Consider the following 20598-nt stretch of genomic DNA (forward strand, 5'->3'; position numbering starts at 1 on the left):
GGATATCTTCTAATTTAAACGGCGACATAATCGTTATTAATTATTTAGAGGGGTAAATTAAATCGTGAGGGCGAAGTGAGTGTAGATGTACAACCAAGCCATGTTGACCAGATTAAGCAGATTAATATTGGTCTGGTTTACCGCCTGATTGATCAGTATGGGCCTATTTCACGTATTGCACTCTCTAAAAAAGCGCAGTTGGCTCCTGCCAGTATTACTAAAATCACGCGGGAATTGATCGAAGCTCATTTAGTAAAAGAAGTCGAATTCCCCGAACTGGGGTTTCGTGGTCGTCCGGCCATCGGACTGAAATTGGATAGTAAAGGGTGGCAATTCCTGTGTGTACGTATTGACAAAGGAAGTGTTGTATTCGGGCTTAGGGATTTAAGCAATCACCTTATTGTTGAAGATGAGTTACTGTTTCCGGTTTCTGAAAATCAGCATTTTCTGGATTATCTCATTGAATTGGTGGATAATTTTTTATTCCGCTATCAATCTCTTCTTGAACGTTTAACTGCCGTCAGCGTTACCACGAATGCGATTATTGATCCCGTTAATGGAATCATTCATCACTCTCCATATTACGATATCCAGAATCTTTCCCTCTGTTCATTTCTATACCAGCGAGTCGGTGTGCCGATTTTTTTGCAGCATGGCATTACCGCGTGGACAATTGCCGAATCTTTATATGGTGCTGGGAAAGGAAGTCAAAACATCATTCAGGTTGTGATTGATGACAATGTTGGTGTCGGAATTATGACCGCAGGAAAAATACTTCATGCAGGAAATCAGAGTGTTGTTGAAATAGGCCATACTCAGGTCGATCCTGATGGTGAACGTTGCTATTGTGGTAACACAGGCTGTCTGGAAACTGTTGTTGGTATTAAAAATATTTTGCTGAAAGCTCAAAAATCAGCCAGACAACACCCCGATTCATTAATATCTACAACAACATCTCTGACAGTGGAGTTTTTTTGTCAGGCTGCTAATCAGGGTGATCTGCTGGCAACAGAAATCATCCGTGATGTCGGGGAAAGAATAGGGCATATCATGGCGATTATGGTCAATATCTTCAATCCCGATAAGATACTGATAGGTTCTCCGTTGAACGAAGCGAAACATATTCTTTACCCTGTCATTCAACAAAAAATAACTCAACTTTCTCTCCCCGGATACAGCGAAAAAGTGGATATAGCCGCGACAGCATTTGCCAACTCAGGAACTTTGCCCGCGGCATCGTTGATTAAGCAATCTCTGTACAGTGGTCAGTTACTGCTCGAAATTATGCAGGGATAGCGCACATCAGGCAAAACATTGAGCTAACGCAATCCCTACCTCAAGCACATCCCCTACACTTCAACTCAGTTCTCTAGTTACAGCAAAGAGTAACCAGTCTAATCTGTTATCACGGAAATAAATTTATGTTAACGCGCTTATTTGTTACAGGCACGGATACCAATATCGGTAAAACGGTTGTTACCCGCGCATTACTGCAATTTTTCAATCATGAAGAAAACATTGCTGTAGGGTATGAACCTATAACAGGGGAAGGGACTTTGATTGATTTTGCTCAGATGACGGATTGTCTCAATGAGCTAAGTCATAAAGCAGACCGTGTGATTGTTGACGGAAAGGGTGGCTGGCGGGCGTTACTGCAAGATAATGTTTTCTATTCTGACTGGGTTGTGAAAGAAAAACTGCCTGTTATTTTAGTTGTGGGTATTCAGGCCGGGTGTGTTAATCATGCTATTTTGACTGCACAATCAATAATCAGTGATGGCGTACCATTGCTTGGTTGGATAGCCAATCGTATCAATCCCGGATTAGCACATTACGCTGAAGTGCTGGAAATGTTACGTTGTCACATACCGGCGCCTCAATTAGGAGAAATTCCTTATCTTTTAAGGCCAGAAGAGCGGGAGTTATCTCATTATCTGGATAGCAACGTTATATCGAAATTGGATCATCTGTAAGAGCAAGAAGGGAGTTGCTGTATTCACTCCCTTCTTGTGATGTGATTGCATTACTGAGTGGATTGGCTTTCATCATTAGAGTGAGAAAGGCGGGTATAAATAATTTTCTGTTTGCCACGATTACAGCTCCCAACGACTTTCTCACCGTCATTAACTGCCTGATCATTATCGATAACTTCAAGTTTAAAGTCGGCTTGTTTAACACCGTTGTTAATGATTTTCTGTGCTATTTGTTCTTTCAGTGCGTCACATGCCACGACTTTATTTGTCACTACATTAGACTGTGGAGTCTGATCTTGTGATGCCTGAACTGCGAAAGATGAAGCGGCAGTAATTAACATGGCTCCGGTCAGTAAGAATTTTCTCACCTTGTCTCCTTTGTTTTATCGATACGAGTGTAGCCTATTCAGGATTAATAGGGCGGCCTGTATTAACATCCAGACAGCGCTTTGTACTTGGCTCCCAATAAGCATTCAGGTTAGAGTTTTTCAAACAAGCATCCTTATTGTCAACGTCATTTTCATGTTCTTCAAATTTCTTTTCTCTGCGCTGAGTCATCTTCTCACGCAGAGAGCGTTGTTCGTTCCACATCTCCTTATCCTGTCTTGCGGTTTCTCTGGTCATAGAATTTTCCCCGCCACCATTGATAATGACGCAGTTATCAGATGTACAAGGGGTGGAAAACGCAGGAGTCTGCCAGAACAGGGGTAACAGAAGGGCAATAGCAGGAAGGGTAATGGCTGTTAAAAGACGATGAATATTCATGTTTGACCTCACTCACAAAGTATTCACTGAATGATACCCGAAATAACTGATACCTCTTTCAGGGAGCTGTCTTATTTCGGGTATAAAATAACATTTATAGCATTACTAATTGGTTAACAGCTTAAATTTTTAATCTCTATGTATACTAAGGCCCGCAAATGTCTGGCAAACCGGCATCATTTCTAATGTATTAATATTGACGCGCCCCGGTAGGTTAGCAACCCAAAATACGGCGTCTGCAATATCATCAGCAGTCAGAGCATCAGCACCTTCATAAATTCTATTCACTTTTTCCCCATCACCTTTAAAGCGAACCTGAGAAAACTCTGTTCCTCCGACCAGACCCGGTTCAATATCGGTAACACGGACTTTTTTCCCTTGTAAATCAGCTCTAAGTCCCAGACTGAACTGCTTTACAAATGCTTTAGTGGCACCGTAGACATTACCACCTGCATATGGCCAATTTGCGGCGACTGAACCAATATTAATAATATGACCATGATTCATTTTCACCATGTTAGGCAATAAAGCACGGGTCATATTCACTAAACCTTTTGTATTGGTATCAATCATGGTTTCCCAGTCATCAAGGTTAGCCTGATGAGCTGGCTCCAGTCCCAATGCAAGACCGGCATTATTCACGAGAATATCAATATTACGTAAGTTATCAGGCAGCTCCCGCATTACTTTCTCAATTGCGGTGCGATCCCTGACATCCAGTTGTATAGGATAAAAGCTTTCACCCAATTCCTCCTTTAGTTTATCCAGACGCTCTTTACGACGCCCGGTAGCAATAACGATGGAACCATGTTCAATAAATTTCCGTGCAATTGCTTCACCAAATCCAGCTGTTGCTCCAGTCACAAAAACAATCATAGTCGTCCCCTTTTACCAATCGTTAACTAGTTTTTCCTTTCAACTATTAATTAGAGAAAGTTATTTATCTTTAGTCAAGCAAGAAATTAAGAAGTTCTTTGATCGTGATAATGAAAAGAGAGATGTTTAAGTTTTGAGAATGAGTCTAACAATTTGATAAAAAGATAATTTTAAGAAAATTTTATCCACATGAATTTATTCCTGCATGTCAACAATTAATCATAAGGAGTTATTTTGAGATTGAGGTAAATCATGAGAGGTATACTTTAGAAAAAATATGGATAAATTGATAGATTTTTTATGGTATATGGAAACCATATCGAATTAGCGATTAATTATCTAAAAATAATACTATATGACTAATAATAGGATTCTCATGATAAAACCAGCCACACTTTTGATTCCTGTACCTGATGTTACTCAAGGATTAGAATGGTATAAACAGGCATTTCCTGATGCAAAAAGTATCTATTTAGAAGAATTTAACTTCACTATTCTAAAAATAGGAGGTTTTATTCTGGAAATAGTGCAGGCGGATGAAAAAGTTTATGCGGGGAAAAATGGCACGGTTATGTATTGGTTAGTTCCTTGCCTTAAAACAGCTATCCAGACATTTCAGGGAATAGGTGCAAAGCTATATCGGGGGCCAATGATAATAGAAAATGGTTTAGGAATGTGTCAGTTAGAAGACCCATTCGGAAACCTGATAGGGTTGCGTGGAAAATTTTCGCTATAGATAGTTGCACATCAAAAAACTTTATAAACAAAAATTTGCTGCATAGCTGCAATTAGGCGTTTATTTTCCCACTCACTGCGCACAGCTATTCGATAGTAGCGTTCATCTAATCCGGCATAATTTTTACAATGACGGATTAATATCTTATGTTTCAACAAGGAGTGCCATAAATCGACATCAGGCTGATTGTTACGGAAGAATAAAAAATTGGCTGATGGTTGCCAGAGCACCAGTTCAGGGAAGGCTGAAAGTTGGCTCCATAAATAATGTTGCTGTGATTTCAGCCATTGATGTGTCGCAGCAATATAATCATGTTCATCAAATAAAATCTCACCAACTCTCGCCGCGAAAGTATTAATTGACCACGGTTCACGTCGATTTTTCATTTCTGCAATGGCCGTTGTATTGCCACTGATTAAATAACCCAGACGTAACCCGGCGATAGCAAAAAATTTAGTCATGGAACGCAGTATATAAAGATGTTTTGTGGCGGAGCATTGAGGGATCAGTCCCCGGTTATCAGGTAAAAAATCAATAAAAGATTCATCCACAATCAGAGAAATTCTATTTTTCTCACAATATTCCACCAGCGCTTGCATAAATTGATTATCCGGCATTAATCCGGTGGGATTATTGGGGGTGGCGATAAACAAACAATCGGGTTTAATCGTAGTAAGTGCATCCAGCAGGCGTAAATCAGGTTGAAATCCGCTTTCCTCCGTTAATGAATAATCGATAATTTTTGTTCCGAACTGTTGCAAAGCCCGTCGATACTCGGCAAACCCCGGCGTAAGGAGCAAAGCGCGTTTTGGTTTAAGATAACGGACAACAGCATAAATAAGCTCTGTCGCACCATTACCTGCGATGACCTGTGTCGTATCACATTGATGAGCTTTTGCAATTGCCCGATGTAAATAGCGATAGTCCACATCGGGATACTTTTCAATATCAGCCAGACTATTTTTTATCAAAATCTTAACGCGTTCTGGTGGTCCCAGCGGATTAATATTGGCACTGAAATCAATTAACTCACTGGCTGAAATACCATATTGCTGAGAAATACCAATAATATTGCCGCCATGTTCACTCATGATATTGCTCCATCAATGTAATTCTCTGACATAGGGAAAAGTGAAGGGAGATCACAGTAAGAAGGTGAAAAGCAAAGTTTTTCACTTAAATTAACCACATCGCCGATCACAATCAGTGCGGGAGCATGCAATTCTCTTTCTGCTGTTTTTACTGCCAGCGTTTCCAATGTCCCGATAACGCTTTCTTGCTCGGCATGACTGGCATACATGACCACTGCTGCCGGTGTTGTAGCGGGTTTGCCATGCTGAACTAATTGTTGACAGATCTCTGCCAGTCGGGTCATGCCCATCAAAATAATAAGTGTTCCTTCCAACTGAGCGAGTATTTTCCAGTTTTGTTGCTTGTTTTCCTGAGAAGTGTGGCCGGTCACAATATGAAAGCCTGATGCGTAATTGCGGTGAGTGACTGGAATACCAGCGTAAGCTAAACCGCCAATTGAGGAACTGATCCCGGGAACAATTTCAAATTTAATGCCATATTGTGCCAGTACTTCTGCTTCTTCTCCCCCACGGCCGAAAACATAAGGATCGCCGCCTTTCAGACGCACAACCTGTTTTCCGGCCAGTGCCTGTTTTATCAGAATTTGGTTAATGGTGTTTTGTGGAATAGGGTGATAATCGTGTTCTTTACCGACATTAATAATTTCACAGCAATCCGGTATCTGAGCAATAAGTTCAGGATTGACAAGCCGATCATGAACAATGACATCCGCAGCCTGAATACACTGCAAACCTTTGACTGTAATTAAACCCGCATCACCGGGACCTGCACCGACTAACCACACACATCCTTTATTCATTAGAGCACCTCTATAGATGTAAAATATAAAAAACCAGAGAGAAATATAATAAAAGAACAGGTTTTTTTGTTTGTGATTTTAATAATGATATAAATGAATTTTCGATTATTGGCTCTATGCTGAACAAATTAAATTGATTTAAATCAATTTTTGTTTTTAATAATGAATGTTTTTTAGTTTGTTGTGTGTTTATTTTAAATGACGTGTCATTTATATTATCGGTGAAATATTAATTATTATATGACGATTGAATTAAAAATTCTTTTGTTTGATATATATCAATAATTGAATTCATATGAATTGTAGATTCTATTACTCATAAAGATTTAACGCGAAGAAAACCTAAAAAGATCGAATCTGATTTTAACACCAATACAGAGTTTAAATGTTTTGGGGTCAGCACATGCAAAAAAAATATGCTTTTATCATCGCCGGTACAGGTAGTGGATGTGGTAAGACAACGGTAACGCTAGGCATCATGCGAACCTTGATAGACCGTGCTCTGCGGGTACAACCGTTCAAAATCGGGCCTGATTATCTGGATGGTGGCTGGCATCGTGCTGTAACAGGGGTTGCCTCAAGGAACCTTGATGCCTTCATGATCCCGGAGCCCATTCTGAATGGTTTGTTTAACGAAGCTATGGCCGATTGCGATGTCGCCGTCATTGAAGGCGTGATGGGGCTGTATGATGGTTATGGTACAGACCCTGATTATTGCAGCAGCGCAGCGATGGCAAAGCAACTGGGGTGTCCCGTAATTTTAGTGGTGGACGGGAAGGCGGTTTCCACCTCAATTGCGGCGACAGTAATGGGCTTTCAGTTATTTGATCCGGCAGTCAATATTGCGGGGGTTTTAATCAACCGCGTCAATCGGGATAGCCATTTTCAACTATTAAAACAAGCCATTGAAAGCTACTGCCGTATTCCCGTTCTGGGGCGGCTTCCTGTTATGCCTGAAGTCGCACTACCATCCCGCCATCTTGGATTGATTCCTGCACAAGAACAGAGTGTTCAGCCTGCGGAATGTTGGTCTCATTTTGCTCAGCAGGTTGCAGATTCAATAGATTTGGATAAGTTGCTGTCATTAACCCAGCTATCTTCCCTGCCAAAAGGCGAGATAGATCCTTTGGTTGATTCCGCGCTCGGGCAGGGGTTGACGCTGGCACTGGCAGAAGACGAGGCATTTCACTTCTATTATCCGGATAACCTGTTGTTATTGGAGAAGTCCGGCGTATCAATCAAGCGTTTCAGCCCTTTGCATGATCGCCAACTACCTGAATGTCAGATGATTTATCTGGGAGGCGGATATCCTGAAGTTCATGCCCGCACTTTATCCTCTAATTACGCCATGCATACCGCATTACGTCAGGCTCATCAGAAAGGTATCCCGATTTATGCAGAATGCGGTGGTTTGATGTATCTCGGTGATGCCCTGATTGATGCCGATGGTGTACGGCATAGCATGGTCGGGCTGATCTCCGGTGAAAGCCTGATGGGGGCTCAACTGAAACGCTTTGGTTACTGTGAAGCGACAGCAATGTGCGATACCCCTTTAATTGCCAAAGGCGAAACGTTGCGGGGGCATGAATTCCATTACTCCGATTTCATCACGACCCAACCACCTATTTTTCAATATGTGAAGAGAGCACATACTAAAGAAACCTCAGAAAAAATAGAAAAAAGCTGGCAGGGCGGTTACCAGAATGGCAATACGCTGGCAAGTTATCTGCATATTCATTTCGCTCAACGCCCTCACTTGCTCCATCGCTGGTTGATAATGGCACGGAGGCTGTTATGACGGTCTTATTGTGGTTTTCTGCTTTTATTCTGGATATGAAATTGGGTGATCCTCTTCACTGGCCTCATCCCGTTCGCTGGATAGGAAAACTTATCAATCAAACTGAACAGGTTATTCGCCGGTTTTGTCACAGCGAAGCCAGTCTGAAATGGGGAGGCGTGTTGTTATGGTTTGTCGTTGTCGGGAGTAGTTGGCTGGCGAGCTATTGGTTTTTGCAATTAGCCTATGGATTGATGTTCTGGCTGGGGTGTATGGCTGAAATCTGGCTGATTTATACCCTATTAGCAGGAGGCAGCCTGAGTGATGCGGCAAAGGCTGTTCATCGCGCACTGTGTCAGCCAGAAGAAACGTATCAGAAGAAGTTAGATAACAGTCGGCTGGAACTTGCCAAGATTGTTGGCCGGGATACTTCTCAGTTGCAACCGCCACAAATCAGCCGCGCTGTGATTGAAACTGTGGCAGAGAACAGCGTAGATGGCGTAATTGCCCCCTTATTTTTCCTGATGCTTGGCGGTGCTCCACTTGCCATGGCTTACAAAGCGATCAATACCCTTGATTCGATGGTGGGATATAAAACCCCCCGCTATCAGGCCATAGGTATGTTTTCAGCCCGTATGGATGATTTAGCAAATTGGTTACCTGCACGTCTGGGCTGGCTCTTGTTGGCTATGGCGGCAAAATGGCAGGGGCTGAATTTTCAGCAGGCATTGCGTATTGGCTGGCGTGATCGCTACCAGCACAGCAGCCCCAACAGCGGCTGGTCAGAAGCAACGATGGCCGGGGCGTTAGGCATCCGGCTGGGAGGACCAAATGTTTACTTTAACCAGCTTGTTGAAAAACCGTGGCTTGGTGATGCAAGACGCGAAGTCACACCTGACGATATACCCCGTTCTGTTCAGATAATGAAAGTGGCATCAGTCATGGCGCTTCTGCTGTTTGCCCTGTTTTATAGCCTGTTCAGCGTGATGATATAAGAAGGAAGCAGCACATGATTGATTACATCCGCCAGCCACAACAGATTGAAAAAAATAGTTTCGATATCATCAGTCGGATTATTTCCGAATCGTATCCTGATTACCACTTTGTCGATAAAGAGCAGGAAGCCGTAATCAAACGGGTCATTCATACTACTGCCGATTTTGACTGGCTTAATCTTCTCTATTTCTCTCCTGATGTCTTTCGCCTGATTCGCAACGGAATATTGCGGGGTTGCACGTTATACACCGATACGACAATGGCACTGTCCGGCATCAACAAAACCCGTCTGGCTCAGTATGGTAGTGAATGCCGTTGTTATATCAGTGATCCCCGCACTATTCATATGGCAAAAACTCAGCATATTACGCGTTCAATGGCTGCGGTTGAGCTGGCTCTGCAAGAGCCGGAAGAGAAGATTTTTATCTTTGGCAACGCGCCGACAGCGCTGTTCCGTTTATTAGAGCATCTTTGTTTACCCGAACCTCAAATCGCACCGATTGCTGTTATCGGCGTGCCTGTTGGGTTTGTTGGCGCGGAAGAATCAAAGAATGCTCTGATTAATAGTGGAATAAGCTGCATTGCAGCAAAAGGTCGTAAGGGAGGCAGCAATATTGCCGCCGCTATCATCAATGCAATCCTGTACCGGATGCCGGAGGTGAAGCATGAATGAAGTCAGTGAGAAACACATTGACTGTTCAGGAAGCGATAACCTCGGAACAGTCTGGCACAGAGGAAAACAGTACCGTAAAGGCTATACCACCGGCTCTTGTGCAACTGCGGCTGCCAGAGTTGCCGCATTAATGGTTCTGCGCCAGCAGATTATTCATCAGGTTTCGATTGTCACACCTTCCGGCGTCACACTGGCTTTGAACGTCGAACAACCCTTAATTGAAGGGGATCGAGCCATTGCTGCTATTCGCAAAGATGGCGGTGATGATGTGGATGCAACCCACGGGATGCTGATTTTTGCTCAGGTTTTACTGAATAACAGTGGTGTTATCACACTGGATGGTGGTGAAGGTATTGGCAGGGTAACGCGAATGGGAGTCGGGTTGCCGATAGGTTGGGCTGCGATCAATAAAACTCCACGGCATACCATTGAGGAGACTGTACGGGAGGTCATCGGCCCGAATCGCGGAGCAAATATCACCATTTTTGCGCCTGAAGGCGAAGAACGGGCGAAGCAAACTTATAACGATCGGTTGGGAATTATAGGCGGAATTTCCATTATCGGCACAACAGGCATTGTGACTCCAATGTCAGAAGAGAGTTGGAAACGTTCGCTGGCTCTGGAGTTAGAAACTAAACGTGCCAGTGGCATGGAACGCGTTATTTTCGTGCCGGGTAATCATGGTGAGCGTTTTGTCAGCCAGCAGTTGGGAATCAATGCGAACTATGTCGTCACCATGAGCAACTTTGTCGGTTACATGTTACAGGAAGCTGTACGTCTGGAATTCCGTCATATCGTGCTGGTGGGACATGTCGGCAAATTAGTGAAAATCGCGGCGGGCATTTTTCATACTCACAGCCATATCGCTGATGGGCGTATGGAAACACTGATCGCCAATCTGGCCGTAATAGGAGCACCTTTCGAACTGATTAAAGCGGTAGATCAATGCGATACCACTGAAGCTGCTATTGAATTAATTGCTGAACAGGGCTGGCAGAGGGTGTACCCGCAAATAGCACAGAAAATATGTTGGCGTATCGATCAGATGCTGCGTTTCGCCAAGGGTAAACCACAGTGTGATGCCATTTTGTTCTCCTTCGATAATCGCGTATTGGGTTGTAACCGGCCTGTAGACCAGATAGTGCAGGACTTTATGGAGGGCAACCGATGATCACTATCGTGGGCATTGGCCCAGGTACTACGACAAGCCAGACAATGGCTGCTTTGGATGCTATCGGGCAGGCGGAAGTATTGGTCGGAGGAAAACGTCATCTTGCCGAATTCCCTGACTTCACCGGAGAAACCCACCCAGTCGATGCCGATATGGATGCGTTAATGCAGTGGCTTGAACAGAATCAGCATCGGAACATTGTGGTGCTGGCTTCAGGTGATCCTCTCTTTTATGGCATAGGGAAGCGGATTACCGGGCATTTCTCAAAGCTGTATTCTCCAGAATTCCATGCTGATGAAAAGCATAGCGCCAGAAAAAATATCCGCATTATTTCCGGTATCAGTTCAGTCCAGTATTTGTGTGCGCAAATTTTGCTGGATATGAATGATATTTACCTCACCAGCAGCCACGGACGTAAACCGGATTTTGATTGGTTACTTCAACTCGAAAAAATCGCCATGGTAACGGATAACGTCATTGGCCCTTATCAGATTGCACAGGAAATTCTGGCTCGGGAACAACCGCGCCACATGGTGATTGGTGAGAATTTATCCCTCAAACATGAACAAATTCGTTGCCTGACCGCAGAGCAGGTAGTGCAACGTGGTGACGTTAATTATGGCCTGAATGTAGTGATTATCCTGAATGGTGATCCTGATGAAAGATGAACTGTTTTTGCGCGGTCATCGCATTCCAATGACCAAAGAAGTGGTTAGAGCACTGGCACTTGAACGCCTGCAACTGGAAAACGCCCGTCACTTTATTGACGTTGGTGCGGGTACAGGCAGTATCAGTATTGAAGCGGCGTTGCGTTACCCTGCGCTGGATATCATCGCTATTGAACGCAAAGAAGATGCACTGCGGTTACTGATCGAAAATGTTCAGCATTTTTCCTGTCATAAGATCCGCATTAAGTCTGCTAGTGCTCCTGTGCCAGTGGATAGTCATGCAGATGCTATTTTCATTGGCGGAACAGGCGGGCACCTGACTGAAATCATTGATTGGTCGTTGCTGAATCTGCATGCAGGCGGCCGTTTAGTCATGACTTTTATTCTGTTGGAAAACTTCATTCAGGCATTGTCATATCTGAGTTCGCCTTCGGTGGTCGAGGTAACAGAGCTGGACGGGCGTGAGATTCAGGTAGGGGAGCTGACAGCACTAGGACAGGGGCATTATTTCAAACCTAACAATCCGACTTACCTGCTGTCCTGTCTGAAGTATTCCGGTCAGGAGGTACAGAACAATGCCTGAATTTCACCATAATGATGAAATCCGTTTTGATACTGAAAAAATCTGGTTTGTCGGTGCAGGGCCGGGAGATAAGAGCCTGATTACCCTGAAAGGATATCAATTATTACGCCAGGCTCAGGTCGTGATTTATGCCGGGTCACTGGTAAATCCTGAGCTATTGAGCTATTGCCGACCCGATGCAGAATGTCATGACAGTGCCGGATTGACGTTATCTGAAATCACTGAGTTGATGGTGAAGGGTGTAAAAGGAAAAAAATTAGTGGTTCGCCTGCAAACGGGGGATTTATCGCTGTTTGGCTCTATTCGTGAACAGGCGGAAGAACTGGCAAACCACGGGATCAGTTTTGTCTCTGTACCCGGAGTCAGTTCATTTCTTGGCGCTGCTGCGCAATTGGGAGTGGAATACACAGTCCCTGAGATCGCCCAAAGTTTGATTATTACCCGAATGGAAGGCAGAACACCGATGCCACCACAGGAAACGCTGGAAGCCTTTGCCGCTCATCAAACCTCAATGGCGATCTTCCTTTCGGTACAGAATATTCAGGAAGTTGTGTCGCGGCTGATTCAGGGAGGCTATGAACAGGAAACGCCGGTTGCCGTGGTTTATAAGGCTACATGGCCGGATTCCCAGATTGTGCGGGGAACGCTGGAAACAATTGCTGAACAGGTACGCTGTGCCGGTATTCGTAAAACGGCGCTGATTCTGGTGGGGGCTTTTCTGGGGGAAGAGTTCCACTATTCAAAACTGTACGATGCGAGGTTCAGCCATGAATACCGTAACGCCTGATAGAGTGGCAGATGATGTGACAACGTCACTTGAATCAGCAATGCCTGATAAAGAGTATGCCCTGTTTTGTCTGACAGCGGGAGGTATCGCGCTGGCTCGCCGTCTCCAGTCCTGGTTAGCGATAGATTGTTTTACTTCTCCTGAGCTGGTGGAAAGTGGTTTTTTCCCATTTGACAGCAGTTTTTCCAATACGGTACGCAAAGTATTCACTCGGTATAGCGCACTGATAATGATTGGTGCAACAGGCATTGCCATTCGGGTTATTGCTCCCTTACTCCGGGATAAAATGACTGATCCGGCCGTTATCGTACTGGATGAAAAAGGACAATTTGCCATCAGCCTATTGTCAGGGCATATGGGCGGGGCAAATAAACTGGCACAGCAGATAGCAGATATCCTTGACGGTCAGGCGGTCATCACGACGGCCACGGATGTAAATCAGGTTGCTGCTCTGGATCTGTTATCCCAGCAACTGGACGGAAAAATAGAGAATTTCCGTGACAGCGTTAAAACCGTTAATCAAATGCTGGTCAACGGTAAACGGGTGGGGATCTGGTGGCATCCCAATTTGCATGATGAAAAAAATCGCCATGATACACGTGGGTTCATTCCGGTTGACACTTTGGAGGAACTCCCTGAACTGGATGCTTTAGTATGCGTTAGTTATGAACGAATCCATCTGGCGTTGGCAATTCCTGTAATTAAATTAATTCCTCGCCGTATTGTTGTCGGAATAGGCTGTCGGCGAGGTGTAGAAATCGCGCAATGTGCGGAACTATTGGATCGTCATCTGTCGGAATACAACCTTGATTCATTGGCACTAAAAGCCATCGGCAGTATTGAACTGAAAAAAGATGAGCCAGCATTAATTCAATTGAGCCAGAAGCATCAGATTCCATTCCGAACTTTTTCTGTTAATCAGCTTTCCCGTTATGAACAGGTATTTCCCACGTCTGAATTTGTCCGGAAAACGGTAGGCATCGGCAGCGTCTCCCAACCCGTGGCCTGGTTAATGAGTGAAGGGCACTTAGTTGGTCACACCCTGCGAGAGCAGGGTATCACCATCACATTAGGAGTATTGAAACCATGTTAACTGTCATTGGAATTGGCCCCGGCAGCGAAGCCATGATGACGCAGGAAGCGATAGCGGCCTTGAGAGCTGCTGACATCGTGGTCGGTTATAAAACCTATACCCATTTAGTGAAACCGTTGGTTGGTGATAAAGAAATTATTAAAACCGGCATGTGCAAAGAGATTGAACGTTGTCAGACCGCGATTGAACTGGCTGAGCAGGGTAAAAATGTGGCGGTGGTTTGTAGTGGTGATGCCGGTATTTATGGCATGGCTGGTCTGATTCTGGAGCTGGTCAGCCAGCAGAAACGTAAGGTTGAAGTCAGGCTGGTGGCAGGCGTGACGGCAAGTACAGCCTGTGCTGCGTTGTTGGGAGCACCGTTGATGCATGACTTTTGTCACATTAGCCTGAGTGATCTGCTCACGCCGTGGGAATTAATTGAAAAGCGGGTAAAGGCGGCGGCAGAAGCCGATTTTGTCGTCTGTTTCTATAACCCGCGCAGTCGTGGACGCGAAGAACATCTGGCCCGGGCATTTTCTCTGATGGCGCCGTGGAAATCGGCAGATACGCCCGTGGGAGTGGTGAAATCAGCCGGACGCAAACATGAAGATAAATGGCTGACCACTTTTTCCTCAATGGATTTTTCCCGAGTTGATATGCGTAGTCTGGTGATAGTCGGTAATCAGTCAACCTATATACGCGATGGTTTGATGATCACGCCAAGGGGATACCGACTATGAAATTCCCGACGACCCTCATTTTTGGCGGTACTAGTGATGCACGGCAGATCTGCCAGATGATGGATGTTACCGGTATTGATTATTGCCTGTCGGTGGCAACGCCCGCAGGAGTACAGCAGGCAACGGGGATTCGTGGTGAAATTATTACCGGCAGAATGGAAGCCGAAGAGATGGCTGATTACCTGAAATTGCGGGAGATTAAAAGGGTGATTGATGCTTCTCATCCTTATGCAGAAAGGCTGAGCCAGAATATCTTCAATACCTGCCAGAAGTTAGGTATTCCTCTTATCCGTTATATCCGCCCCAGCGATATTGATGCGGTCGAAAATCCTCTTATTCATAAAGTCGCAACGATTAAACAGGCATGTGAAACAGCCATCAGGCTGGGTACACGAATTTTACTGACAACCGGCAGTAAACAGCTGGTCGATTATACGGAGTACCTGCAAGGAAAAACCGTATTAGCACGGGTATTACCAACGGCAGAAGTTTTGAAAATGTGTGAATCCTGTGGTTTATCCGTTGATCAGATTTTTGCCCTGAAAGGCCCTTTCAGCGCTGACTTTAATCGTGCTTTTTACCAATTTTGTCGGGCGGAAGTTGTGATTACTAAAGAATCTGGTGAACAGGGTGGTTTCCGGGAGAAAGTGGAACCCTGCCTTTCTCTCGGGCTGCCCTGCGTTGTGCTTTGTCGCCCGGAACAACAATTTGAAGGAGAGGGGATCATAAAAGTGAATGGATTAGAAGAGGTGAAGCACTTACTGGCACATTTTTATCAATAAAAAATTTCTTATGAATAAGCCAATAAGGAAAAGCAAAATGAAAAAAGCACTATTGGTGATAAGTTTCGGAACCAGTTATCACGAAACACTGAAAAATAATATTGAATCCTGTGAACAACAACTGGCATCAGTGTTTCCTGACAGGGAACTCTTTCGGGCATTTACTTCCGGTATGATTATTCGCAAATTGTGCCAGCGCGATAATATTCATATTGATAATCCTCATGATGCACTAACCCGATTACTTCACGCGGGTTATAACGATGTTGCGATTCAATGCCTGCATATCATCAATGGTGATGAATATGAAAAGGTGCTGCATGAAGTTGAAAAATTCCGGCCTCACTTTAAACGATTAGTGATTGGTGCTCCGTTACTCAGCCATTTTGATGATTATCTGCAACTGATGCGGGCATTGCGCCACCAGCTTCCTGTACTGACAGAGAATGAATGTATTGTCTTTATGGGGCACGGCACAGAGCACCATGCTTTTTCGGCTTATGCCTGCCTTGATCATCTGATGAGTCATTACCATTTTCCGGCGCGCGTGGGAGCGGTTGAAAGCTACCCAGAGCTTCCTTTAATCATAAAAGGCTTAAAAGAGCAGGGAATCCGCAAAGTGTATCTGATGCCGCTGATGCTGGTGGCAGGGGATCACGCCATCAATGATATGGCTTCAAATGAAGAAGGTTCATGGAAAACACAACTGGAGAAAGCCGGTATAGTCGCAATCCCGTGGTTACAAGGGTTGGGTGAGAACCCGAAAATTCGGCAGATGTTTGTTGACCACCTGACTTGCGCGCTGAACGCTCAGGAGGGCGTCTGATGGATAAAAAAACAGAGGACAAACAAGAAAAGACCGGAAAACTTTATGTTATTGGTGTAGGGCCGGGAGCCAGCGACCTGATTACGGTACGGGCGGCCCGTATTCTTTCCGAACTTGATGTGATCTATGCCCCGACAGGCAAAAAGGGAGCAAAAAGCCTCGCTCACTCGATTATTGAAGAATATCTTTTGCCGGAAACGAACGTTTTCACTTACCACTTTTTAATGAAAGCCGATATAGCCGCTAAAAACGCGGTGTGGGATGAAGTGGCTCACTCATTGAAAGAGGAAGTACTGAATGGCAGAAAAGTCGGTTTTATCACTTTAGGTGACCCTATGCTGTTCAGCACATGGGTATCTCTTTTGCAGCGGCTGGTATTGAATCAGATGGTCATTCCGCCTTGGCTGGAAATTGTGCCGGGGATCACGTCCTTTTCTGCTATTGCTGCGGCCAGCACGATGCCCCTGTCAATGGAAAACCAGACATTAGCGGTGATTTCCTGTACTGCTTCCGAAGCCGTTTTAGAGCAGACGTTACTTAATCACGATTGTCTTGTCCTGATGAAAGTTTATTCTCATTTTCCCCTGATCTGCAATTTGTTACAACGTCACAACCTTCTGAAGCATGCATTAATGATGGCGGATGCCACATTGCCGAGTGAGCAATGCTGGCGAAACCTCGCCACACAGCCTTTCAGTGAAGAGGATTTAGGACATAAATTATCCTATTTTTCAACGATTTTAATTAATAAAAACTGGCAATTATCGAGGTGAATTATGCAACAGAAACTGACGAGTTCTTCGTTATTGAGTGCAATTATTGCACTGTTTTTGGTGATGGCGCCGCAGGAAGTTTTTGCTATGCATGTCATGGAGGGATTTTTGCCACCCATGTGGGCTATTGGGTGGTGGCTGGCTTTTTTACCCTGTCTGGCAGTCGGTCTGGTCAGGTTACGCCAGATTGTGCAGGATGAAAACAATCAGAAAGTCCTGCTGGCACTGTGCGGTGCATTTATTTTTGTCCTTTCAGCTTTGAAAATTCCGTCTGTCACCGGAAGCTGCTCACACCCGACCGGTGTCGCACTGGCGGTGATTTTATTTGGCCCTTCCGTTGTCGCGATACTGGGCGCAATTGTCCTGTTGTTTCAGGCATTACTGCTGGCACATGGTGGTATCACAACACTGGGGGCTAACGGAATGTCGATGGCCGTCATTGGGCCGCTGGCGGGATATCTGATCTGGCGTTTCTCCTGCAAGATGGGAATGCGTAAAGATATTTCCGTCTTTTTGTGTGCTTTTGTGGCTGATATAGTGACTTATACCATCACTTCCATTCAGTTAGGAGTTGCTTTTCCTGACCCGCAACTGGGTATGGGAGCCGCTATCCTCAAATTCATGGGTATTTTCTGCATAACTCAGCTCCCCATTGCCGTGGCTGAAGGGTTACTGACAGTACTGATTTATGATCAGTTAGTGAAAAGGCAATTAATTCAGGCTCGTAGTTTCTAAGGAGAACAGCACATGAAAAAGACCTTGATATTACTGTCCCTCGTTGCAGCACTGTGCATTATCCCGTTTTTTATTGAACATGGAGGGGAATATGGTGGAGCAGATGGTCAGGCAGAAGCTCAGATTATGGAAATAGCCCCGGATTATACGCCGTGGTTTGAATCCTTCTATGAACCTGCCAGTGGTGAAATTGAAAGTCTGCTGTTTACCTTACAGGGAAGTCTGGGTACTGCCGTGATTTTCTATATTTTTGGTTATTACCATCGTAGCCGGAAAGATCATGATCGGAATCGATAAGCTCAGTTACCAGAGCCGCTGGCGTGATAAAGATCCCAGGGCGAAACTCGCCCTGTACCTCCTGTTTATGACGCTGGCGATGGTACTTTCACCATTGTGGCAGGCAATGTTGCTGGTCGGGCTGGTGGCTTTTACCTGCTATCTGTTGCGGATCAGTCTGTGGCGTTATCTGAAGTGGCTGTTCATTCCCAGCGGTTTTCTGGTGTTTGGTCTGATTGCTATTGTGCTGTCCATCAGTGTACAGCCGGAGAGTCTGCTGTGGGGATTTCGTATCGGGCAATATTGGCTTGGCATTGATACGCAGGGTATTGAACTGGCGAATCAAACCCTCTGGCGCAGCCTCGCTGCGCTATCTGCCACATTCTGGTTCATGATGAATATGCCTTTTGAACAACTGATCAGGTTACTTAAATCCTGCCGGGTTCCTCATCTGCTTATCGAGCAACTTCTTCTGACATGGCGCTTTATTTTTATTTTTATCGAGGAAGCTGCGGCAATTCATCATGCGCAATCACTGCGGTTCGGTTATCGCTCTTTGCGAACGAGTTACCGTTCACTGGCAATGCTTATCAGTATGTTGTTTGTACGGGTGATGAATCGCTATCAGCAAATGAGCATAGCGTTGGAGCTAAAACTATATCAGGGGGATTTCCATTTATAACCATACCGGAACAAAAGAGCCGGAAAAAGGCGGAAAACAATATGTTAGAAACTCGGGCACTGTATTTCAGTTATCAGGATGAACCTGTTTTAAAAGATCTGACACTTGATTTCAGTCGTTATCAGGTCACTGGCATTATTGGTGCAAATGGCTGCGGTAAATCAACCTTATTTATGAACCTTTCCGGCATTCTGCGCCCACAGAAAGGCACAGTCTGGTGGAATAACACGCCCCTGAATTACAGCAAAAAAGGATTAATGGCTCTGCGCCAGCATGTTGTTACCGTATTTCAGGACCCTGAACAGCAAATTTTTTATACCGATATTAAAAGTGATCTGGCTTTTAGTTTGCGTAATTTAGGTATCGATGAAACTGAAATACAGCATCGTATCGAATGCGCCCTGATACAGGTGGATGCGCATACCTTCCGTAATAAGCCAATTCAGTACCTGAGCTTTGGTCAGAAAAAACGTGTCGCTATTGCGGGCGCGCTGGTCATGGATGCTGATTACTTATTGCTGGATGAACCAACCGCAGGGCTTGATCCGGCAGGCCGACAGCAAATGTTAGATATTATCAGTAACATCGCCGCTGAAGGGAAACGAATCATTATTTCCAGTCACGATATAGATTTAATCTATCAGATTTGCGATGGCTTATATGTGCTGGCAAATGGAGAGATGATCAGTTCAGGCCGGACTGAAACTGTATTACTGCAAAAAACGCAGCTTGATCAGGCCGGATTGAGACAGCCATGGTTAGTAAAATTACATAGTGAAGGTGGTCTGCCTCTGTGCAAAACAGAACAACAGCTTTTCTCTATGCTGCGCAAAAAAATTTCTGATAATGCGTAAGAAAGGTGTGAGCGCAGCCAACAAAGTAACAATATGGAATTTACGATGCCATGTTGTAATAGGCGGAATCCCTAAAAAATAAAATCATTAACCAAGCATTAACAAACATCCATTTGTTATTAACATTAATATATTCTGAGTGTAATTTAGTCGAAATGGAAAATTAAGCTGTCTGTTTACTAATGGATAACAATATATTCTTTATACTCAGAGAGGTTATTAATGAAAGTTGTTAATATATTTATTATAACAATGGGCGCTTTAGGGTTGATAACACAGGCTCATGCAAAAGTCGGATATGGTATAAGCCAACAAGAAACTGACCCGCATTTGACAATCGGAGATAAAGGTGGTGAGCCTGCTCTTGGTATCTCTTCACACCTCGGCGGTGCGCTTTTCCCTGCATCTATACTGAAAAACTTGGCTACACGCGATAGTAATGGTGTCTATAGGTTCAAAACACCTCTTTATGGCCATAACAAGATTGATATCGCTCAAATTCCCGGGACAGAAGTTTACTACGGTGAATGGTCACATGGCTCCGGTGCGGAATCAGACAAAACCCACACCGTTTTTTATGCTGGTAAAGATGTGACAACCAATATGCCAAAAGGCGGCAAAGCAACCTATAAAGTGTCAGGTATTAGTCAATATAATGGTCATAACCTCTTGCAAGGTAAGATGACTGCTGATTTTGATAAACAACAATTGGATGGCTCACTTAGTAATAAGGATCGACGGGTAGATATGCATGGCAATATCAATTCAGATGCAGGCTTCTCAGGTATAGCCAAAGATAATGGCACTAATGGCACCGTTGACGGGAAGTTTTTTGGTAATGGCGCCTCTGATATAGCTGGGTATGCAAAATTTGATAGCGACAGAAAAAAAGACATTGCTTTCGGTGGACACAAACAGTAACGACCTTCTCAGAAGATAACAATGTCAAAATGACATTGTTA

25 protein-coding genes are annotated in these 20598 nt (G+C 44.5%); 20 read left to right on the forward strand and 5 right to left on the reverse strand.

The features are described 5' to 3' along the window. The first annotated feature begins 75 nt into the window (after positions 1–75). Complete coding sequence (gene mlc / locus Xinn_RS00575) at positions 76–1296, forward strand: sugar metabolism global transcriptional regulator Mlc (RefSeq protein ID WP_086953211.1); 1221 nt, start codon at positions 76–78, stop codon at positions 1294–1296. Between the two features lie 125 nt (positions 1297–1421). Then, positions 1422–1973, forward strand: coding sequence for an ATP-dependent dethiobiotin synthetase BioD (gene bioD, locus Xinn_RS00580; protein ID WP_086953210.1), 552 nt, complete (start codon positions 1422–1424; stop codon positions 1971–1973). A 50-nt stretch (positions 1974–2023) separates the two neighbouring features. On the opposite strand, the gene Xinn_RS00585 is transcribed toward bioD, so the two are convergent. From Xinn_RS00585 to ydfG, 3 genes are all read right to left on the reverse strand, one after another. Beyond that, a complete protein-coding gene (locus Xinn_RS00585) occupies positions 2024–2341 on the reverse strand; it encodes a DUF1161 domain-containing protein (protein ID WP_086953209.1) in 318 nt (105 codons plus the stop codon). Positions 2342–2375: 34 nt separating this feature from the next. Further along, positions 2376–2738 carry a DUF1283 family protein gene (locus Xinn_RS00590; protein WP_086953208.1) on the reverse strand — a complete coding sequence of 121 codons (363 nt, stop codon included), beginning with the start codon at positions 2736–2738 and terminating at the stop codon, positions 2376–2378. Positions 2739–2867: 129 nt separating this feature from the next. After that, positions 2868–3614, reverse strand: coding sequence for a bifunctional NADP-dependent 3-hydroxy acid dehydrogenase/3-hydroxypropionate dehydrogenase YdfG (gene ydfG, locus Xinn_RS00595; RefSeq protein ID WP_086953207.1), 747 nt, complete (start codon positions 3612–3614; stop codon positions 2868–2870). Positions 3615–3990: 376 nt separating this feature from the next. Here ydfG and Xinn_RS00600 point away from each other — a divergent pair, with 376 nt between their 5' ends. Further along, positions 3991–4350 (forward strand): VOC family protein, encoded by a 360-nt coding sequence (locus tag Xinn_RS00600; RefSeq protein WP_244590103.1) that lies wholly within the window; start codon positions 3991–3993, stop codon positions 4348–4350. Positions 4351–4361: 11 nt separating this feature from the next. On the opposite strand, the gene cobD is transcribed toward Xinn_RS00600, so the two are convergent. Further along, positions 4362–5441, reverse strand: a complete 1080-nt coding sequence (gene cobD / locus Xinn_RS00605) for a threonine-phosphate decarboxylase CobD (RefSeq protein ID WP_086953206.1) — start codon at positions 5439–5441, stop codon at positions 4362–4364. Further along, on the reverse strand, positions 5438–6241 hold the full coding sequence (gene cobA / locus Xinn_RS00610; RefSeq protein WP_086953205.1) for a uroporphyrinogen-III C-methyltransferase: 804 nt from the start codon (positions 6239–6241) through the stop codon (positions 5438–5440). Before cobA ends, cobD begins: the two co-directional genes overlap by 4 nt. Before the next feature lie 403 nt (positions 6242–6644). Here cobA and Xinn_RS00615 point away from each other — a divergent pair, with 403 nt between their 5' ends. The 17 genes from Xinn_RS00615 (at position 6645) to Xinn_RS00695 (ending at position 20557) form a co-directional block, all read left to right on the forward strand. Next, positions 6645–8039, forward strand: coding sequence for a cobyrinic acid a,c-diamide synthase CobB (locus tag Xinn_RS00615; RefSeq protein ID WP_086953204.1), 1395 nt, complete (start codon positions 6645–6647; stop codon positions 8037–8039). Further along, positions 8036–9013 (forward strand): adenosylcobinamide-phosphate synthase CbiB, encoded by a 978-nt coding sequence (cbiB, locus tag Xinn_RS00620; protein WP_086953203.1) that lies wholly within the window; start codon positions 8036–8038, stop codon positions 9011–9013. Before Xinn_RS00615 ends, cbiB begins: the two co-directional genes overlap by 4 nt. A 17-nt stretch (positions 9014–9030) precedes the next feature. Beyond that, positions 9031–9687 carry a cobalt-precorrin-8 methylmutase gene (locus Xinn_RS00625; protein ID WP_186435683.1) on the forward strand — a complete coding sequence of 219 codons (657 nt, stop codon included), beginning with the start codon at positions 9031–9033 and terminating at the stop codon, positions 9685–9687. Continuing rightward, positions 9680–10858 carry a cobalt-precorrin-5B (C(1))-methyltransferase CbiD gene (gene cbiD / locus Xinn_RS00630; RefSeq protein ID WP_086953201.1) on the forward strand — a complete coding sequence of 393 codons (1179 nt, stop codon included), beginning with the start codon at positions 9680–9682 and terminating at the stop codon, positions 10856–10858. The genes Xinn_RS00625 and cbiD overlap by 8 nt, the downstream gene beginning before the upstream one ends. Continuing rightward, entirely contained in the window at positions 10855–11526 is a 672-nt protein-coding gene (cbiE, locus tag Xinn_RS00635) for a precorrin-6y C5,15-methyltransferase (decarboxylating) subunit CbiE (RefSeq protein ID WP_086953200.1), read from the forward strand. The genes cbiD and cbiE overlap by 4 nt, the downstream gene beginning before the upstream one ends. After that, a complete protein-coding gene (locus Xinn_RS00640; protein ID WP_086953199.1) occupies positions 11516–12109 on the forward strand; it encodes a decarboxylating cobalt-precorrin-6B (C(15))-methyltransferase in 594 nt (197 codons plus the stop codon). The genes cbiE and Xinn_RS00640 overlap by 11 nt, the downstream gene beginning before the upstream one ends. After that, a complete protein-coding gene (locus Xinn_RS00645) occupies positions 12102–12896 on the forward strand; it encodes a cobalt-precorrin-4 methyltransferase (RefSeq protein ID WP_086953198.1) in 795 nt (264 codons plus the stop codon). The genes Xinn_RS00640 and Xinn_RS00645 overlap by 8 nt, the downstream gene beginning before the upstream one ends. Before the next feature lie 40 nt (positions 12897–12936). Further along, positions 12937–13989, forward strand: coding sequence for a cobalt-precorrin 5A hydrolase (gene cbiG, locus Xinn_RS00650; RefSeq protein WP_244590107.1), 1053 nt, complete (start codon positions 12937–12939; stop codon positions 13987–13989). Beyond that, a complete protein-coding gene (locus tag Xinn_RS00655) occupies positions 13983–14708 on the forward strand; it encodes a precorrin-3B C(17)-methyltransferase (protein WP_086953196.1) in 726 nt (241 codons plus the stop codon). Before cbiG ends, Xinn_RS00655 begins: the two co-directional genes overlap by 7 nt. Further along, the gene (locus Xinn_RS00660) at positions 14705–15490 is read left to right on the forward strand and encodes a cobalt-precorrin-6A reductase (protein WP_086953195.1); all 786 of its coding nucleotides are present in this window, start codon (positions 14705–14707) and stop codon (positions 15488–15490) included. The genes Xinn_RS00655 and Xinn_RS00660 overlap by 4 nt, the downstream gene beginning before the upstream one ends. Before the next feature lie 37 nt (positions 15491–15527). After that, positions 15528–16316: a sirohydrochlorin cobaltochelatase gene (gene cbiK, locus Xinn_RS00665; RefSeq protein ID WP_086953194.1), complete on the forward strand. Its 789-nt coding sequence runs from the start codon at positions 15528–15530 to the stop codon at positions 16314–16316. After that, positions 16316–17089 carry a cobalt-factor II C(20)-methyltransferase gene (locus Xinn_RS00670; protein ID WP_086953193.1) on the forward strand — a complete coding sequence of 258 codons (774 nt, stop codon included), beginning with the start codon at positions 16316–16318 and terminating at the stop codon, positions 17087–17089. Before cbiK ends, Xinn_RS00670 begins: the two co-directional genes overlap by 1 nt. Before the next feature lie 3 nt (positions 17090–17092). Next, positions 17093–17824 (forward strand): energy-coupling factor ABC transporter permease, encoded by a 732-nt coding sequence (locus Xinn_RS00675; protein WP_086953192.1) that lies wholly within the window; start codon positions 17093–17095, stop codon positions 17822–17824. 12 nt (positions 17825–17836) lie between these two features. Next, a complete protein-coding gene (locus Xinn_RS00680; protein WP_086953191.1) occupies positions 17837–18121 on the forward strand; it encodes an energy-coupling factor ABC transporter substrate-binding protein in 285 nt (94 codons plus the stop codon). Further along, positions 18105–18782 carry an energy-coupling factor ABC transporter transmembrane protein gene (locus tag Xinn_RS00685; protein WP_086953190.1) on the forward strand — a complete coding sequence of 226 codons (678 nt, stop codon included), beginning with the start codon at positions 18105–18107 and terminating at the stop codon, positions 18780–18782. Before Xinn_RS00680 ends, Xinn_RS00685 begins: the two co-directional genes overlap by 17 nt. A gap of 41 nt (positions 18783–18823) precedes the next feature. Beyond that, a complete protein-coding gene (locus Xinn_RS00690; RefSeq protein ID WP_086953189.1) occupies positions 18824–19636 on the forward strand; it encodes an ATP-binding cassette domain-containing protein in 813 nt (270 codons plus the stop codon). A gap of 222 nt (positions 19637–19858) precedes the next feature. After that, entirely contained in the window at positions 19859–20557 is a 699-nt protein-coding gene (locus Xinn_RS00695; protein WP_086953188.1) for a Slam-dependent surface lipoprotein, read from the forward strand. The last annotated feature ends 41 nt before the right edge of the window (positions 20558–20598 follow it).

The organism is Xenorhabdus innexi, assembly GCF_002632485.1.
Classification (GTDB): Bacteria; Pseudomonadota; Gammaproteobacteria; order Enterobacterales; family Enterobacteriaceae; genus Xenorhabdus; species Xenorhabdus innexi.

What these genes read in the sequence shown, in the direction of transcription:
- cbiG (WP_244590107.1), top strand. Translation starts at nt 12,937, where the DNA reads ATGCCTGATAAAGAGTATGCCCTGTTTTGTCTGACAGCGGGAGGTATC.
- cbiE (WP_086953200.1), top strand. Translation starts at nt 10,855, where the DNA reads ATGATCACTATCGTGGGCATTGGCCCAGGTACTACGACAAGCCAGACA.
- Xinn_RS00645 (WP_086953198.1), top strand. Translation starts at nt 12,102, where the DNA reads ATGCCTGAATTTCACCATAATGATGAAATCCGTTTTGATACTGAAAAA.
- cbiK (WP_086953194.1), top strand. Translation starts at nt 15,528, where the DNA reads ATGAAAAAAGCACTATTGGTGATAAGTTTCGGAACCAGTTATCACGAA.
- cobD (WP_086953206.1), bottom strand. Translation starts at nt 5,441, where the DNA reads ATGAGTGAACATGGCGGCAATATTATTGGTATTTCTCAGCAATATGGT.
- cbiB (WP_086953203.1), top strand. Translation starts at nt 8,036, where the DNA reads ATGACGGTCTTATTGTGGTTTTCTGCTTTTATTCTGGATATGAAATTG.
- bioD (WP_086953210.1), top strand. Translation starts at nt 1,422, where the DNA reads ATGTTAACGCGCTTATTTGTTACAGGCACGGATACCAATATCGGTAAA.
- ydfG (WP_086953207.1), bottom strand. Translation starts at nt 3,614, where the DNA reads ATGATTGTTTTTGTGACTGGAGCAACAGCTGGATTTGGTGAAGCAATT.
- Xinn_RS00680 (WP_086953191.1), top strand. Translation starts at nt 17,837, where the DNA reads ATGAAAAAGACCTTGATATTACTGTCCCTCGTTGCAGCACTGTGCATT.
- Xinn_RS00615 (WP_086953204.1), top strand. Translation starts at nt 6,645, where the DNA reads ATGCAAAAAAAATATGCTTTTATCATCGCCGGTACAGGTAGTGGATGT.
- cobA (WP_086953205.1), bottom strand. Translation starts at nt 6,241, where the DNA reads ATGAATAAAGGATGTGTGTGGTTAGTCGGTGCAGGTCCCGGTGATGCG.
- Xinn_RS00590 (WP_086953208.1), bottom strand. Translation starts at nt 2,738, where the DNA reads ATGAATATTCATCGTCTTTTAACAGCCATTACCCTTCCTGCTATTGCC.
- Xinn_RS00640 (WP_086953199.1), top strand. Translation starts at nt 11,516, where the DNA reads ATGAAAGATGAACTGTTTTTGCGCGGTCATCGCATTCCAATGACCAAA.
- Xinn_RS00655 (WP_086953196.1), top strand. Translation starts at nt 13,983, where the DNA reads ATGTTAACTGTCATTGGAATTGGCCCCGGCAGCGAAGCCATGATGACG.
- Xinn_RS00675 (WP_086953192.1), top strand. Translation starts at nt 17,093, where the DNA reads ATGCAACAGAAACTGACGAGTTCTTCGTTATTGAGTGCAATTATTGCA.
- Xinn_RS00685 (WP_086953190.1), top strand. Translation starts at nt 18,105, where the DNA reads ATGATCGGAATCGATAAGCTCAGTTACCAGAGCCGCTGGCGTGATAAA.
- Xinn_RS00690 (WP_086953189.1), top strand. Translation starts at nt 18,824, where the DNA reads ATGTTAGAAACTCGGGCACTGTATTTCAGTTATCAGGATGAACCTGTT.
- Xinn_RS00600 (WP_244590103.1), top strand. Translation starts at nt 3,991, where the DNA reads ATGATAAAACCAGCCACACTTTTGATTCCTGTACCTGATGTTACTCAA.
- Xinn_RS00660 (WP_086953195.1), top strand. Translation starts at nt 14,705, where the DNA reads ATGAAATTCCCGACGACCCTCATTTTTGGCGGTACTAGTGATGCACGG.
- cbiD (WP_086953201.1), top strand. Translation starts at nt 9,680, where the DNA reads ATGAATGAAGTCAGTGAGAAACACATTGACTGTTCAGGAAGCGATAAC.
- Xinn_RS00695 (WP_086953188.1), top strand. Translation starts at nt 19,859, where the DNA reads ATGAAAGTTGTTAATATATTTATTATAACAATGGGCGCTTTAGGGTTG.
- Xinn_RS00670 (WP_086953193.1), top strand. Translation starts at nt 16,316, where the DNA reads ATGGATAAAAAAACAGAGGACAAACAAGAAAAGACCGGAAAACTTTAT.